Below are 16,349 nucleotides of genomic sequence, written 5' to 3'. Positions count from 1 at the left end.
GTACTGGTTGCACGGTGTATAGCTTTTTTTTTCTTAAATAGATTTTCCAGTTTGATTATAACTTTATGGGATTGTATTCGCCTGCGTTTTCCTTGAAAATCACATCGATAGGAACAAAGATTCTCTGCGGAATTTCTTGAAGAAGAACTTTGCTCTTGAAAATTTCATTCACGCTTGTATAGCCTTGATATTCTGGACGCTGGGAAATAACGCAGTCTATGTTTCCGGTCATAAGTCCGTTTCTATTTTGTTCCTGCATATCATAGCTTATCAGTGCGACTTTGTTTTTTCTGTTTGTGTAGCTAAGATACTGGCCGATTATAAAGCCTTCCGTGTGAGTTGCGAAAATTCCATTTATTTCTGGCTCGGACTTGAACAAGTTGTCCAGAAAGTTGAAAATTACTTGGTTTGTGCCGTTTGGAGATATTGTTTCTATTACTTGGCAGTTTGTGTCGTTCTTAAAATAATCCGTGAATCCTCTTAGCCGTTCCAAAAGGTTGTATGAATCCTTGTAAAACCGGAGCACAGAAAATTTTCCGCTTCCCTTTAGGAGTTTCATTATATGTCCTGCGCATTGTCCGCCTCTGTACGGATTCTGCGCGATTGTGATAACTGGATTTGCTCTTGGCAGCGGGGAGTCTACGAAAATGTAAGGAATTTCTATATGGCTGAATATTTCCTCAGCTTCCTGCGGAACGATTGGAACTGTTATCAAAGCCTGCAAGTTCTTTTCAAAAAGCCTTTGTGAAGCCTTTGTCATTGAGCCGTATTCAGTTCTGTCAAAATATTCAAATTCAAGTTTTATTCCGAATGCAGAAAGTTCTGATTCAGCTTCTTTCATTCCCTTGAAAATCATTTGCCAGTAACCGCTTCCAGTTCCGGGAGGAGGCATTAAAACGCCAATAACAAAAGGCTTGTTCTTTTTTAGTGTGCGGGCAAGCGGATTTGGTGTGTATCCGTATTTTTCGATTACGGCTTCTACCGCAAGCTTTGTTTTTTCAGAAACTTTTCCTCTGTTGTGCAGAACTCTGTCCACTGTTCCGATTGAAACGCCTGATTTTTTTGCTATTTCTGTTATTGTCATAACTGCCTCTTCTTTTGTCAAAACGTGTTGACGTACACATTTTAGCACTATTTTTTTCGGGGTGCAAATAATTTTCAATTATTTTTTTGAAAAACTTTATCAGTGAAAATCGTAGTGATTTTGAATTGATTTTTAGAACTATAGTATTATTTTTCTTTGTTTTTATGCATGAAAATCACTTTTTTTAAGCGTATTTTATAACTAAAATTTATAAAAGAATTTGTTTGACAAATAAGCAGAACGGGTTTATATATTGATATAGTGTTAACGAACACATAAAAATTCTGTTTAACTATTTTTTTGGAGGACAAAATATGAAAAAAACAGTTTGTGCTGTGCTTGGCATGGCTTTGATTGGCGGCGCGGTTTTTACCGGATGCTCTAAGACTGGCGGCGATGTTGTAATGAATAAAGACAAGCCGCTTGTTTTCTTTAATAGACAGCCTTCTGATCCTACAACTGGCGAAATTGATATGGCTGCAATGAACTGGAACAGCAAGACTTACTATGTTGGTTTTGATGCTGCCGGCGGCGGTGCTGTTCAGGGAAAGCTGATTGCTGACTATCTTGCTTCCGCAGATTCTGCCGTTATTGACCGCAACGGAGATGGAATTCTCGGATATGTTCTTTGCATTGGAGATGTCGGACACAATGACTCTAAGGCTCGTACAGAAGGAATCCGCAAGGCTCTCGGAACTTGGGATGGCTCTACAGATCCTGGAAAAGTAAAGGAAGGCTCTATTTCTGTAGGCGGAAAAACGCTAAAAGTTGTTGAGCTTGAAGGAAAGGCAATGACTGGAACTGACGGTTCTACTTGGAATGCAAACGCTGCTACAGAGGCAATGGGCGGCTGGGCTACAAAGTTCGGAAATCAGCTTGACATGGTAGTTTCTAACAATGATGGAATGGCGATGGGCTGTCTTCAGGCTTCAAACTATCCAGCTGGAGTTCCGGTATTCGGATATGATGCAAATGCTGACGCAATCGAGGCAATCGGTGCTGGAAAACTCACAGGAACTGTTTCCCAGAATGTGGATGCTCAGGCTACAGCGACTCTTCAGGTTCTTCGCAATCTTCTCGATGGGCTTATAGGCGAAGATGTTTACAAGAAAGGAATTTCAGAGCCGGATTCTTACGGAAACAAGATTTCTGCTCCTGTTCAGTATGTTGATTCAACAAAAGCTTTGCTTGCTGAAAACTCTGGCGTAAACAGCGGAAACTGGCAGCAGTACACAGCAGGAAACCGCGATGCAGGTGTAAAGAAATCAACTGCTCCATCAAAGAAAGTTTTGCTTACAATTTACAACTCAGCGGACAACTTCCTTTCATCTTCTTATCTTCCGGCTTTGCAGTACTACGCTCCGCTTTTGAATATTGACCTTACTGTAGTTCAAGGAGACGGACAGAACGAATCCAGCTGTCTTGACAGATTTACAAACCTTAACAACTATGATGCTTATGCAATCAACATGGTTAAGACAAACTCTGGAAGAGACTATACAGACAAGCTCAAGTACTAAAGTTTAATTTTGGGGCTGGATGAAAATTTCAGCCCGATTTCTAGAAGGTATTTGATTTTTTTTAGATTGCCATGCCCCGAAAAGGCATGGCATTTTTTAAGCAGATAAAAGAGGAGCGTTATGGACGATATAGTTCTGGAAATAAAAAATCTTTCAAAGTCATTTGCAAAGAACAAGGTCCTTGACGGTATAAATCTTACTGTAAAAAAAGGCACTGTTCTTGGGCTTATGGGCGAAAACGGAGCCGGAAAATCCACAATGATGAAATGCCTTTTTGGTATTTACGCAAAGGATGAAGGCTCAATTTCGCTTTTGGGAAAGCCCATAAACTTTAAGAATCCAAAGGAAGCTCTTGAAAATGGAGTCGCAATGGTGCATCAGGAGCTTAATCAGTGCCTTGACCGTACTGTTACAGACAACCTTTTTCTTGGCCGCTATCCAACAAGGGCGGGAATTGTTGACGAAGCTAAAATGCTCAAGGAAGCGAACAGCCTTTTTGCTTCTCTTAGCATGAATGTAAATCCAAAGACCGTTATGCGCACAATGTCTGTTTCCCAAAGGCAGATGGTGGAAATTGCAAAGGCGGTTTCTTACGACGCAAAAATAATAGTTCTTGACGAGCCTACATCTTCACTTACAGAGCGTGAGGTCAGCAAGCTTTTTTCCATAGTGGACGACCTTAGAAACAAGGGAGTTTCGTTTGTTTATATTTCGCACAAGATGGATGAAATTTTCCAGATTTGCAATGAAGTCGCTGTTCTTCGGGACGGAAAGATGATTCTTTCAAAGCCTGTCGAATCAACCGACATGAACGAACTTATTTCTGCAATGGTTGGACGCTCTTTGGACAAGCGTTTCCCGGATGTGGACAATGTTCCGGGCGAGGATTTCCTTGAGGTCCGCGGACTTACCACAAAGTATGAGCCGGTTCTTGAAGATATTTCGTTTACGGTAAAAAAAGGCGAAATTTTCGGATTGTACGGACTTGTTGGAGCTGGACGCAGCGAGCTTTTGGAATCTTTGTTCGGAATCAGGACAATTGCTTCCGGCGAAATTATAATGAACGGAAAAAAACTTCATTTTAAAAACAGCAAGGATGCGATGGACTATAGTTTTGCGCTTGTTACTGAGGAACGCAAGCTGAACGGAATGTTCGGAAAAGACACAATCCAGTTCAACACAACGATTACAAACCTTGACAGCTACAAGACATTCGGTGTGCTTTCAAACCGCAAGATGCAGGAAGCCGCCAACCGCGAAATAAAAACCATGCATACAAAATGCGTTTCAGCGGATGAGCTTATAAGTTCTCTTAGCGGCGGAAACCAGCAGAAAGTTATAATCGGAAAATGGCTTGAGCGGCAGCCGCAGGTCTTTTTGCTTGACGAGCCTACGCGCGGAATTGACGTTGGTGCAAAGTATGAAATCTACCAGCTGATTATAAACATGGCGAAAGAAGGAAAGACAATAATCGTTGTTTCAAGCGAAATGCCTGAAATTTTAGGCATTACAAACAGAATCGCCGTTATGTCTAACCACCGCCTTGCAGGAATTGTAAATACAAAAGAAACGGATCAGGAAGCCTTGCTTAGACTTTCTGCAAAATACTTATGATTACTAGGAGCAAGCAAATGAATGAAAAAGCATCTGTTGCAGAAATAAAATCTTTGGACGAAGACGAAAAACTCCGCGGATATTCTGAAACTTTGCATAATCTTCGCAAGGACGGAGTGAACAAAATCGCCGACTTAAAGCAGGAAATTTTCTCGCTGAAAAAAAGCAAGATGATTGATTCTGCCGAAAAGCAGCGTCTCATTGCAGAAAAAAAAGCTGGAATTGAAAAGGCAAAGGAAGTCGCGGCAAAAAACAAGGCGGAAGAAATCCGTGTTGAAAAAGAAGCCGTTGCCTATGCGAACGCGATTTCAAAAGACTACATCGCCCAGGTTGTTCACTCTGAAAATGAGTCTATTGCAAAGCATAAGCAGGATTTTGCGCAGGAAGTATTAAAGATAAAATCTGAATCCGCTGAAAAAGAAAGCAAGCTGAAGTCTTCTGGAATGGATTCAGCCGCTTTAAAAGAAGAAATTGCAACTCTTAAATATGAAACAAAATCTTCTTTGTTCGACGCAAAAAGCCGCTTGTCTTCCGCAGTTGGAAGATGCAAGGATGCAAAAAATCAGGCTTTTGTAAATCACGTTCAAAAGAACAGAAGCCTCCGCAATGGAAAAAACAAATTTTCAGAAGACTTTGTGCTTAATTTGAACGACTACATTTACAAGTTCAAGCCTTCAAAGTTTTTCCTTGACAACGGACTTTACCTTGCAATTCTTGTGTTCTTCATAGTCTGCATTATTCTAGCTCCTCTTTCTGGAAATGGAAATCTTCTTTCTCTTCCGAATATTTTTACAATCCTTGAACAGTCTTCAACCCGTATGTTCTATGCGCTTGGAGTTGCGGGGCTTATTCTTCTTGCTGGAACAGATTTGAGCGTAGGACGAATGGTTGCTCTTGGCGCGGTTGTTACAGGACTTGTGCTTCATCCGGGACAGAATATTGTTACTTTCTTTGGAATGGGACCTTGGGATTTTACTGCGATTCCTATGGCTGTCCGCGTAATAATGGCTTTGTTTTCTTCTGTGTTCCTTTGTGTGCTTTTCAGCGCGTTTGCAGGTGTCTTTTCAGCAAGGCTCAAGATTCATCCGTTTATTTCAACTCTTGCAACCCAGCTTATCATCTACGGACTTTTGTTCTTTGGAACAAGCGGAACTCCAGTCGGGTCAATTGACAGCGGAATCAAGGATGTTTTTGGCGGAAGATGGGTTCTTGGAGTTATAAACGGCGAGTTAGTTACATTCCCGAAATTGATTATTCCTGCCGCCATAGCGATTGTTGTAGCCTGGTTTATCTGGAACAAGACAACGTTCGGAAAAAACATGTATGCTGTAGGCGGAAACTCAGAAGCTGCAAGTGTAAGCGGAATCAGCGTGTTCAAGGTAACTTTGGGCGTGTTTATTATGGCTGGAATTTTCTACGGATTCGGCGCGTTTTTTGAGGCTTTCAAGGCAAACGCAAGCGCAGGAACAGGGCAGGGCTATGAGCTTGATGCTATTGCTGCGTGTGTTGTCGGCGGAATTTCATTTAACGGCGGAATAGGAAAAATCGGTGGCGCAGTTCTTGGTGTTATAATTTTCACAAGCCTTACTTACTGCCTTACTTTCCTTGGAATTGACACAAATCTTCAGTTTGTATTTAAAGGATTTATAATTATTGCGGCTGTTGCGCTTGACAGCATAAAATATCTTAAGCGGAAATAGATGCGGAATTGTAAATAAATTTTTGTCTGAATAATTTTCCTCCAATTTTGCACCTTTGGGGCTTTTTGCTTCAAGGGTGCGTTTTTTTTTATGATTTGATTCTGATTTATTTTGAAGCCTGGATATTTATTTTATATTTATTGTTATTATCGGACTTGATCCGATAATCTATATTCAACATTTGGAAGTATGAGTGATTTAAAAATAAAAAAAGACACTAAGAAAACTTAGTGCCTGCCTGGGGAGTGAAGGATTCGAACCTACGAAGGAAAACCAACAGATTTACAGTCTGCCCCCTTTGACCACTCGGGAAACTCCCCGATGAAAGCTGCTTGTAGGACTTGGACCCACGACCCCGAGATTACAAATCACGTGCTCTACCAACTGAGCTAAAGCAGCAGATAATCAACTGGCGGTTAACCAAGCTGATAGAAAGACTATATACTATAGCGCATTTTGTGTCAATATCTTTAGTTTAAAATTCGCTATTTTTTTGATTTTTATTAATCAAGTGAAAATAATAAAATTTGTTAAATCCATATTTGTGTGGTATAATTTTTCGGAATTATCCCCTCATACACTCTTAATATAACATAAAATTCGACAAATTTTCATATTTTTTTTTACATTTTTATTTGATTTTTATTGACATAATAATCAAGATGTATTATATTATAAACATCAGGAGGTAATAGAAATGTGAAACGAAAAAAGAAAAAACTGTGGTCAAGAGCAGACAAAATCGCCTTGCTGGTTTTTCTGCTAGAACTTCTAAAGTTCATACTTGACCTGGTTTCTAAGCTGTCTGCTTAGTTTTCCACCGTTCATAGATACCGCCAATATCTATGAACGGTTTAAAAATAATCAAATTATATAGGAGTGTCAATAATGAACAGAATGGAAAAAATACTGATAGCAATTTTAATTCTTCAAGTTTTGGATATTGCGTTAAGGTTTATAATGTAGGTGATTTTATGGAAAAAACAACACAGCACGGCGGAACAAGAGCCGGAGCAGGCAGAAAAAAAGGAAGCACAACAAATAATACAGGATATAAAAACGGACGGATTGTCATTTCCTGCCTTGAATCTGAGGAAATGGCAATAAAACAAAAAGCAAAAGAACAGAATAAAACAGTAAGCAGGTTGATTATTGATTCTGTTTTGAAAAACTAAAAAGCAGGAGGCATATATGACATTCTTTGATTTTATGATAAAGTTTCCGACTGAAAAAGCCGTTATAAAATACTTTCTCAAAATCAGATATAACGATGTTCTTATATGCCCTCACTGCGGTTCAAAAGTTCGTGTTCAGCACAGAAATGACAATCTAAAACTTTGTAACTGCCATAACTGCAATAATACATTCTCACCATTCAAAAACACAATCTTTGAAAAGTCATCAACAGACCTGCGTAAATGGTTCTATGCAATCCATTTATTTTTGAATTCTAAAAAAGGAATTTCCGGCTTGCAGTTACAGCGTGAAATCGGCGTAACATATAAAACAGCGTGGAGAATGCTCAAGCAGATACGCTCTGCAATGGGAAACACTGATATGTCAAAAGCATTTGAAGCAATGGTCGAAATTGACGAAACATATATCGGCGGTAAACCTAGAAAAATGAACGGCGAAACAGAGCCTTCAAAGCGTGGACGTGGAACTAAAAAAACTCCTGTTGTAGGTGTAAAAGAAAGAAGTTCAAGCCACGTATTCGCAAAGGTAGCACTTCCAAACGAAGAAGGCAAGAAACTTACAGGAAAGCAGCTTTTCAATATTCTTGACAGCGTATGCAAGAAAGACGCAACGGTTCTGACCGATGATTTTAGAGGCTACAATTTTATGAACCATAAAAACACAAATAAAAACAACTACTACAGAATCAGCGTAAATCATTTAGAAAGCATTTACAGCCTCGGCAACGGACTTCATACAAACGGAATTGAATCGTTCTGGGCACTGTTGAAGCGTGGAATTCTCGGAATTTATCATCACGTTTCTGTAGACTACTTGCAGGAATATGTAAACGAATTCTGTTTCCGGCAGAACAACGGAACAAGCTCATTTGATGTACTGTTAAAGCAGGGGATATTTGCGGCATAATTCAATATTGATTTAAATCCTTGAAATGTATAGTATAAAGATAAAGCCTTTCTTTTTGGCGAAAGAAAGGCTTTTGAAACGGATTATCAGATACTTTTGGGAAACGGCAATCTGATATTTATTAACAAAGGGAACAAATGTTCTCGCTTTTTGTATAATATTAAGCATTTATAAGTTATTTGTCAATATGATACAGAAAGCCTCTTAAAAGGATAAATTTAATGAGGTGTAAAAAAAATTACATTGATTTTTATGATGAACATTTTTTTGATTTAATATGGAAAGATTTTGAATTTTAGCATATAATAAAAAAACAAGAAATATAGTTTTGTCGTTTGTAATATTTCTTGTTTTTTTTAATAACTAAGAGTGTGTTAGGGGATAATTCCGTAATTTTTTAATAATTTAAGAACTCAGGAGCGCAAAGAAAATGCCTGTTTCGCCTTATATAAAGGAAACAATGTCTAGCAAAACTGCTGGTGTAATCAGAAAAATGTTTGAGGAAGGCCTTGAACTTAAGAAGAAATACGGAGAAGACAATGTCTTTGACTTCAGCATAGGAAATCCAGACTTGGATCCGCCGAAAGAAATTTTTGAGTGCATAGAAGAGCTTGCAAAAAAGCGTGAAAAAAATTTCCATGGATATATGCCGAATCCCGGCTATCAGTTTGCAAGAGAAGCGATGGCGAAAAAAACAGAAACGGAGCAAGGAGTTCCTGTTGACTTTAGCTGTGTTGTAATGTCTGTCGGTGCGGCTGGAGCTTTAAATAGTCTTTTCAAGGCTATTCTTTCTGAAGGTGACAATGTTATAGTTCCTTCTCCATTTTTTACAGAATACAGGCATTATGTTCATAATTACGGCGGAAATTTGATTGAAGTTCCTGCAAAGCCTGATTTTTCGCTTGATGTGGATGCGATTTCCGCCGCCTTGACAGAAAAAACCGCCGCTGTTCTTATAAACAGTCCGAATAATCCGACCGGCCGCATTTATTCAAATGAAGAAATAAAAAAACTTGCTGAAGTTCTGGAGCTTCATGCAAAAAAATGCGGAAGAAAACCGTACCTTGTGTGCGACGAGCCTTACCGAGCGATTGTTTACGACGGTAACTCTGTAGCCCCTGTTTTTCCAGTTTATGACAGCGCGATTATTGTAACTTCGTTTGCAAAAAATTTAAGCCTTCCAGGTGAAAGAATCGGATATATTTGCGTAAATCCTGTCTGCCCTGACAAGGATGAAGTTGTCGCCGCTTGTATTTTTACAACAAGAATTTTGGGCTATGTAAATGCTCCGGCTTTTTTTCAGCGTGTGGTTGCAAAAACTTGGAATGTGAAGGTTGATTATTCTCTTTATAAGAAACGCCGTGATATGCTTATGGACGTGCTGGACGAGGCTGGAGTTGAGCATATTGTTCCTGAAGGCGCGTTTTATATGTGGTGCAGGGCTCCTGAATCTTTTGGCGCGGACGATATGGCTTTCTGCGATTACTTAAAAAAATACAATATTCTTTCTGCTCCGGGAAGCGGCTTTGGCGGAAAGGGGTGGATTCGGCTTGCGTACTGTGTGAGCGAAAAATCAATTGAAAATTCAAGAAAGGCTTTTGTAAAGGCAATGAAAAATTTGGAGGAAGAAAGATGAAAATTTTAATGGTGACAGCAGAAACTGTTCCTTTTGCAAAAACTGGCGGACTTGCAGACATGGTAAGTGCGCTTGCAATTCAGCTTACAAAAATGGGGCATGATGTAAAAATTGTTATGCCGCGCTACTATAAAATAGACAGAAGCAGGCTTGTGAAACTTGAAGGTCCTATGGCGATTGCCGCTGGAACAGTTGAAACTTGGTCGGCTGTTTATACAACAACAATGCCGGGATGCGAAAAGCTTTCGGTTTATTTTATCGACCATGAGCAGTGCTTTGGAAGAGATGGCGTTTACGGCGTTCCTTCTGAAACTGATTTCCACGACAATCCTTATAGGTTTGCTGTTCTTTGCCACGGAGCTTTTCAGCTTTGCCGTAAGCTTGGATGGTTCCCTGACATAATTCATTGCCACGACTGGTCAACATGTCTTGCTCCAGTTCTTTTAAAGCATGTTTGCCGTTACTGTGGATTTGAAAAAACAGCGAGCGTTCTTACAATTCACAATCAGGGCTACCAAGGTCAGTATTCAAAAAATTCGTTTCCAGCTCTTGGAATTGACTGGGGACTTTATTATGGCGCGGGCTTTGAGCATGACGGCGGAATAAATTTCTTGCAGGCCGGCGTTTCTTCTTCCGACATGATAACGACTGTTTCGCCGACTTATGCGCATGAAATTCAGACTGCGGAAGGCGGGTTCGGAATGGACGGACTTTTGCGCGCAAGAACTGATGTTATAAAAGGAATCTTGAACGGCGCGGATTTACGTCAGTGGAATCCAGAAATAGACAAGAAAATCCCTGAGACTTACTCGGCAAGAAGTATGGCTGGAAAAGCAAAGTGCAAGGAAGAACTTCAGAAAAAAATGGGGCTGGAAGTAAATCCTGATATTCCCGTCATTGGAATTGTTACGCGCCTTGTTGACCAGAAGGGCATTGCTGAAATTTTTGCTCCGACTTACGGCTCGATTTACCAAATTTGCACGGACATGAAAGTTCAGTTTGCAATTCTTGGCAGCGGAGAAAGCTGGTGCGAAAACGAGATTTGCGCCTTGCAGTCAAAACTTCCGAACCTTAGAGCCTACATTGGATACGACGATGCTTTGAGCCATCTTATTGAAGCCGGAAGTGATTTCTTCCTTATGCCGTCAAAGTATGAACCGTGCGGCTTGAATCAGATTTATTCAATGCTTTATGGAACTTTGCCAATTGTAAGAAAAACTGGCGGACTTGCGGATACCGTTGACAACTACAATCAGCAGACAGGAGAAGGCACAGGCTTTGTATTTGAACAGCTTACTCCGCGTGCTATTTATGATACTGTTGGCTGGGCTGTCTGGGCGTACTACAACAAAAAAGACCACATCAAAAAAATGCAGCAAGCCGGAATGAAAAAAACATTTGGCTGGGACGAGGCTGCTGAAAAGTATGTTCAGGTTTATAAAGAAGCTTTGGAACGTGGCTGCGGAATAAGAAAGTAAATTCTTTGAGCCAGACAATTGAATTTTTTCTTGGACTGGCTCTAATTGCTAAACGCCGCGCAATATGATAATCTAAAACTCACTTTTTTAACTTGAGGAATCAAATGGCAGACGAAGAATTTGACAGCAACAAGACTTTTTTGGCGTCAGTGGAACGCTCAAAGCAGATAGAAGCAGATATTCAAGTGAATCCGCAGAAATATAGGGTTCTTACAGGCGACCGTCCGACTGGAAATCTTCACATCGGGCATTACTTTGGATCTTTGCAGAACAGAGTGCGCCTTGCAAAACTTGGCGTTCCTACAATGATTCTTATTGCGGACTATCAAGTTCTGACCGACCATGATGCGTTTGATAAAATCAGCCAGAACACAAAGCAGCTTGTAATAGATTATCTTGCCGCCGGAATTGAGCCTGGTGAAAACGTTATAATTTATCCGCACAGCTATATTCCTGAGTGCAATCAGCTTATGCTTCCGTTTATGACTTTGGTAAGCAACGCGGAGCTTTCAAGAAATCCGACTGTAAAAGAGGAGATTGCCAGCGCGGGACTTACAAACGTGAATGCCGGAATGTACACTTATCCGATTCATCAGGCATGCGATATTCTTTTCTGCAAGGGAAATGTTGTTCCTGTTGGAAAAGATCAGCTTCCGCATATTGAGCTTACACGGAACATTGCAAAGGCTTTTAACAGGAAATTCTGCAAGAACCGCGAGCCAGTTTTTCCATTGCCGCAAGCATTGCTTTCAAAAACTCCGAGCATTCTTGGTTTGGACGGAAGCCAAAAAATGAGCAAGAGCCGTGGAAACGCAATTTTCCTTTGCAGCACCGAAGACGAAACCGCCTATCTTATAAAGAAAGCAAAAACTGATTCTGAGCGCGTTATAACTTATGATCCTGAAAATCGCCCGGAAGTCGCAAATCTTCTTATGCTGATTTCTCTTTGTACAAAAGAAGAGCCAGCTGACATTGCTGAGCGGATTGGAGAAAAGGGAAGCGGCGAGCTTAAAAAAGTGCTTGCTGAAGCCTTGAATGAAGAACTTCGTCCTTTAAGACAAAAACGGGCTGAGCTTGAAAAAAATCCTGACTACATAAGGCAGGTTCTTCTTGAAGGTGTAGAAAAAGCGCGTGCGATTGCCATAAAAACTTTGGACGAAGTCCGCGAAGCCATGAACATGAAAATTTAGCTTTAGCTATTCCTGTTATCCTGCTGCAAAAACGGCAGGATTTATTTTTAGCAAAAGGGAATTAAAAATATGAATTGCGAAGTAAAAGAACTTTCTATGCCTGATGGAAATGTGAATTTTGTTTATCATTGGATTCCGGTGGAAACTGAATCTGTTGTGGTTTTAAGCCACGGAATGGCTGAGCACGCTGCCCGTTATGCTCGTTTTGCGGAATTTCTTGCAAAAAATAAAATCGCGCTGATTGCAGAAGATCACAGGGGACATGGAAAAACCGGTCTAAAAGCGCAGACTGACGGAACTGGAATGCCTGGTTTTCTTGCGGATAAAGACGGATTCAACCTGGTAACAGAAGATATTCACGAAGAAATTTTATATGCAAAAAAAATTTTCCCCGGAAAAAAGATTTTTCTTTTGGGGCATAGCTTTGGCTCGTTTATTGCCCAGAATGTAATTGAAAAATATGGAGATGAAATTGCCAAGGCTGTTCTTTGCGGAACTGCCGGTCCCAGGCTTTTGACAGTTGCCTTTGCAAATTTTATTGGCGGAATTATAAAATTTTTTGAAGGCGCAAAAAAGCAAAGCCGCTTTATGAATTTTTTAACGTTCGGACTTTCAAATTCAAAAATAAAAAATCGCCGTACGGATTTTGACTGGCTTTCAAGAGATAAAAATGAAGTTGACCTTTATATAAAAGATGAACTTTGCGGTTTTGATGCCACAAATGGATTTTTGTGCGATATATATTCAGGATTACGCCAAATTCATAAAAAGAGCAACATCTTGAAAATTCCAAAAGATTTGCCAGTTTTTCTTGTTGCAGGAACTGCTGATCCAGTCGGCTCTTACGGAAAGACTGTAAAAAAACTTTTTGACTGCTATAAAAAATCCGGCATGAAAAATGTTTCAATGCGTCTTTATGAAGGTGCGCGCCATGAGCTTTTTAACGAAATAAACCGCGAGGAAGTCATGGACGACATTCTGCATTTTTTGCAAAGCTAGTTTTCCTGCTCTGAAACGTCCTGCTGAATGTGAAGTTTTCTGTTTCTTTTTGCGCGTTTTGGTTTTACCTGAATTCCTGCGTCCTGCAAAAGTTTCCGTACTGCAAAATCGAGTTCTGTCCTCTGCGGATTTATCGGAAGCACAAAATTTCTGCATATTGCCCAGGTTTTTTTATAAATTTCTGATGATGAATATTCACTTTGGATTTCAAGCTTCCAGTCAGTGAGTTGCTCAACAAAATCCTTTAAAAGAAAATAAAGACGCTCGCCAAGCCTAGAATCTTGGTTTTGCTTTACGAAGTCATCGAGTTTTTTTAAATTTTCAAGATAAGATTTTGCGAACTTTTTATTTTCGAGAATGAGATTTGAAGCTGCCGGCTGAAGGTATTCGTATAAATCAGTTTCCAATGCCGCATTTACAATTTCAAATGAATGTCCACCGTTTATTATTTTTAAAAATTCTTCAGTGAGCCTTGAAGGAGAAACTGGCGACAAAAGAGGGGCAGATATTCTGATTTTCTTTTTTAGCTTGTGCGAAAGTTTGCAGCCTGTTGTTGCTCCGTACTTTACGGCCCTTATCATTCTTACGGGATCTTCTATAAAAATTCTGTCGATTGGAATTACAGGTTTTACAATTCCTTTTTTTATGTCTTCAACTCCGCCTACATAGTCAATAATCTGCTGCTTTAAAGGGTCGTAGTACAGCGCGTTCAATGTGAAATCCCGGCGCAACACATCTTCGTCCATTGAGCCGAATGCGTTTCCGATTGATCCGTCTATAATTGAGCGGAATGTGCTGACTTCAAAAATTTTTGTTCCAAAGAAAACGTGCACAAGCCTGAATCTTTTTCCGATTATGCGTGAGTTTCTGAAAATTTTTTTTATGCGGCTTGGAGTTGCGTCTGTTACAATGTCAAAATCCTTTGGCGTTCTGCCTCCAATAAGATCTCTTACAGCTCCTCCGACAATGTAAGAGTCAAAACCGTTTTTCTTTAAGCAGTCAATTATAAAAATAGCGTCAGGATCTATTGATTCCCGCTTTATGCAATGCTCGTCTTTTGTATAAACAACGGCTTTTTTTACAGGATTTCCTTTTTCATCTGTAGAATATCTAACTAACACAGTGCGAACATTTTAATGTTCAAATGTTTTGAAGTCAATTACCCGAAAATCATTAATCAAAACGCAGCAGACTTTTAAAACCGTTTTATTTGTTTAACGTTATTTTGTCTATTATTATGCTGACTTCTTCAATTAAAATTCCTGTGTATTTTTCGATATTTTCGATTATGTACTGCTGTAGGCTGTGAATCTCTCCTGTGAGCTGGCGGCCGAACGGAACGTCGATTGTGATTATTAGCCTGTATCCGCGGCTGTCTGTTTTTATTGAAAGTTTTTTGATTCTGATTTCCTGCGAGAATTCATTTATGCAGTGCATTGCCATCTGGCTGAGAGCGGCTTCTGAAATTTCAATTCTGCCTTTTTTGCTGAACTCTGGAGTTACAATTGATTTTTCCATTACGGAAGTTTCTTTCTTTAGAAATTTCAGCTTGCTTTTATTCGCAATGTCCCTAAGCGAATCATGGAAAATTTGCGAGTAGCTTTTTTTTACTTCGATAGCCGGAACAGGAATTACGTGCTTGCCTTCGATTTGTCTTGATCGGATTGCTTTTTCAATTTCTTCGCGGTTTGCAATGTCTTCAATTTTTATTATTTTTGATGGCAGCGGAATCTGAAGCCTTGTGGCTATTTTTCCAGCCATTTTTTCGCTTGTTCCGATTATGAGAAGTTTTTTGATTTTGTTCTTTTGCAGGGCTTTTGCAACATCGTCGCGGTGCTGCTTGTCATCAAAAAGCGCGATTCTTACAGCTCCCATGTATGTTTTTTCGTGCTTGGCAGTTTTTCCCGCAAGAATTTTGTCGTCCTTTATAAGAAGTCCGTCGTCAATAATCGCCTCGATTCCGTACTTTTGAGCAAGAAGTTTTGCGCGGAAACTTTTTCCTGTTCCGCTTTCACCGACCAGCGCGAAAACTGTAAGACCTGTATGCAGCATTTTTGAAATAAAATTCATATATTAAATTATAAATTCAGCAGTGGGAATTTTCAAGAAATTTTCTATAAATTTTTTAAATAAAGGAGAAATCTCTGCCTGAATTTCACTTGGAAGCAAAAGCGGATTGTCTTTTGGAAATTCCAGTTTCCAGGCATGAAGAAAAAATCCGCAGCTAGAAAATTCTCCGTTTGGAATTTTTGTTCCGCCGTAAAGCTTGTCTCCCAAAAGCGGAAAACCGCGGCTTGCGCAGTGAATTCTAATCTGATGTTTTCTTCCGGTTTCTATCTGGATTTTTGCAAGTGAAATTTCTTTTCCGCAGAAAATTCCTTGCGCGATTTTTTTTATTTTTGTGCAGGCAGTTTTTTCTTCAATTGTATCGTAAATTGCAAGCTCATTTTCCGGAAGAAAATTTTCAACAACTGCAAGATAAGTTTTTTTTATGCTGTGATTTTTTATATTTTCCGAAAACCATTTTGCGCCTTGCAAACTTTGGGAAAATGTGATAAGTCCGGTTGTGAATTTGTCAATTCTGTGAAGCGGTCCAGGTCTGAATGAAAGAGATGCGTTTTTTGTGTTCTGCGCAACAAAATCAGCAAGGCAGAAACTTGAATTTTTTGAAGGCTGAACTTCAATTCCGCTTTGCTTGTTTATTATCCAGAGATGCTCGTTTTTAAATGCAGTTTGAAGTGAAATGTCGCCATGAATTTTTTGCGTTGATTTTTTTTCAGTTTTACTTTTTCTGGCTGCATTTTCTTTTAGTAGAAAATCCGCTATGAAAATTTTGTCTCCGCTTTTGATTCTGTCTTCTGGAGCTGACTTTGCATTGTTCAGTTTTATCAGTGTTTTTCTTATGAGCTTGAAAATGTTTTCGGGCTGAAGTCCTTTCGATTCAAATATGCGTTTTGCGGCTTTGTCTAGCCGTCTTCCGTCATCGTCCTCCTTTGCTTCAAATTCTATAAATTCCATGCGCCGA

At 39.7% G+C, this 16,349-nt stretch carries 13 protein-coding genes and 2 tRNA genes; 9 read left to right on the top strand and 6 right to left on the bottom strand.

Translation table 11 applies throughout. The annotated features are described in order from the left end of the window. Positions 1 to 55 precede the first annotated feature (55 nt). Positions 56 to 1,084, bottom strand: a complete 1,029-nt coding sequence (locus TRESU_RS06975; RefSeq protein ID WP_013701550.1) for a LacI family DNA-binding transcriptional regulator — start codon at positions 1,082 to 1,084, stop codon at positions 56 to 58. Positions 1,085 to 1,428: 344 nt separating this feature from the next. On the opposite strand from TRESU_RS06975, the gene TRESU_RS06970 reads away from it, so the two are divergent. From TRESU_RS06970 to TRESU_RS06960, 3 genes are all read left to right on the top strand, one after another. Continuing rightward, the gene (locus TRESU_RS06970; RefSeq protein WP_052299627.1) at positions 1,429 to 2,604 is read left to right on the top strand and encodes a substrate-binding domain-containing protein; all 1,176 of its coding nucleotides are present in this window, start codon (positions 1,429 to 1,431) and stop codon (positions 2,602 to 2,604) included. Between the two features lie 120 nt (positions 2,605 to 2,724). Then, entirely contained in the window at positions 2,725 to 4,218 is a 1,494-nt protein-coding gene (locus TRESU_RS06965; protein WP_013701548.1) for a sugar ABC transporter ATP-binding protein, read from the top strand. 17 nt (positions 4,219 to 4,235) lie between these two features. After that, a complete protein-coding gene (locus TRESU_RS06960; RefSeq protein WP_013701547.1) occupies positions 4,236 to 5,918 on the top strand; it encodes a galactose/methyl galactoside ABC transporter permease MglC in 1,683 nt (560 codons plus the stop codon). A 239-nt stretch (positions 5,919 to 6,157) separates the two neighbouring features. Here the strand turns inward: TRESU_RS06960 and TRESU_RS06955 are convergent. Further along, positions 6,158 to 6,238, bottom strand: a tRNA-Tyr gene (locus TRESU_RS06955). A gap of 6 nt (positions 6,239 to 6,244) precedes the next feature. Next, positions 6,245 to 6,317, bottom strand: a tRNA-Thr gene (locus TRESU_RS06950). A 446-nt stretch (positions 6,318 to 6,763) separates the two neighbouring features. Here TRESU_RS06950 and TRESU_RS06940 point away from each other — a divergent pair. The 6 genes from TRESU_RS06940 (at position 6,764) to TRESU_RS06915 (ending at position 13,324) form a co-directional block, all read left to right on the top strand. Further along, complete coding sequence (locus TRESU_RS06940) at positions 6,764 to 7,093, top strand: hypothetical protein (RefSeq protein ID WP_013700534.1); 330 nt, start codon at positions 6,764 to 6,766, stop codon at positions 7,091 to 7,093. Between the two features lie 16 nt (positions 7,094 to 7,109). Further along, positions 7,110 to 8,021: an IS1595 family transposase gene (locus TRESU_RS06935; RefSeq protein WP_013700533.1), complete on the top strand. Its 912-nt coding sequence runs from the start codon at positions 7,110 to 7,112 to the stop codon at positions 8,019 to 8,021. Positions 8,022 to 8,451: 430 nt separating this feature from the next. Beyond that, the gene (locus TRESU_RS06930; protein WP_013701546.1) at positions 8,452 to 9,657 is read left to right on the top strand and encodes a pyridoxal phosphate-dependent aminotransferase; all 1,206 of its coding nucleotides are present in this window, start codon (positions 8,452 to 8,454) and stop codon (positions 9,655 to 9,657) included. After that, complete coding sequence (locus TRESU_RS06925) at positions 9,654 to 11,135, top strand: glycogen synthase (RefSeq protein WP_013701545.1); 1,482 nt, start codon at positions 9,654 to 9,656, stop codon at positions 11,133 to 11,135. The genes TRESU_RS06930 and TRESU_RS06925 overlap by 4 nt, the downstream gene beginning before the upstream one ends. Positions 11,136 to 11,239: 104 nt before the next feature. Continuing rightward, positions 11,240 to 12,325 (top strand): tryptophan--tRNA ligase, encoded by a 1,086-nt coding sequence (gene trpS, locus TRESU_RS06920; RefSeq protein WP_013701544.1) that lies wholly within the window; start codon positions 11,240 to 11,242, stop codon positions 12,323 to 12,325. 69 nt (positions 12,326 to 12,394) lie between these two features. Then, entirely contained in the window at positions 12,395 to 13,324 is a 930-nt protein-coding gene (locus TRESU_RS06915) for an alpha/beta fold hydrolase (protein ID WP_013701543.1), read from the top strand. On the opposite strand, the gene pcnB is transcribed toward TRESU_RS06915, so the two are convergent. From pcnB to TRESU_RS06900, 3 genes are all read right to left on the bottom strand, one after another. Further along, the gene (pcnB, locus tag TRESU_RS06910) at positions 13,321 to 14,445 is read right to left on the bottom strand and encodes a polynucleotide adenylyltransferase PcnB (RefSeq protein WP_013701542.1); all 1,125 of its coding nucleotides are present in this window, start codon (positions 14,443 to 14,445) and stop codon (positions 13,321 to 13,323) included. The genes TRESU_RS06915 and pcnB overlap by 4 nt on opposite strands. 85 nt (positions 14,446 to 14,530) lie before the next feature. Next, on the bottom strand, positions 14,531 to 15,394 hold the full coding sequence (locus tag TRESU_RS06905) for a hypothetical protein (RefSeq protein ID WP_013701541.1): 864 nt from the start codon (positions 15,392 to 15,394) through the stop codon (positions 14,531 to 14,533). A gap of 3 nt (positions 15,395 to 15,397) precedes the next feature. Then, positions 15,398 to 16,342, bottom strand: coding sequence for a pseudouridine synthase family protein (locus TRESU_RS06900; RefSeq protein WP_013701540.1), 945 nt, complete (start codon positions 16,340 to 16,342; stop codon positions 15,398 to 15,400). Positions 16,343 to 16,349 lie beyond the last annotated feature (7 nt).

The sequence above is a fragment of the Treponema succinifaciens DSM 2489 genome (genome assembly GCF_000195275.1).
GTDB classification, from domain to species: Bacteria; Spirochaetota; Spirochaetia; order Treponematales; family Treponemataceae; genus Treponema_D; species Treponema_D succinifaciens.
The sequence above is the reverse complement of the archived record's forward strand: the minus strand, read 5'-3'. Positions and strand labels throughout refer to the sequence as shown.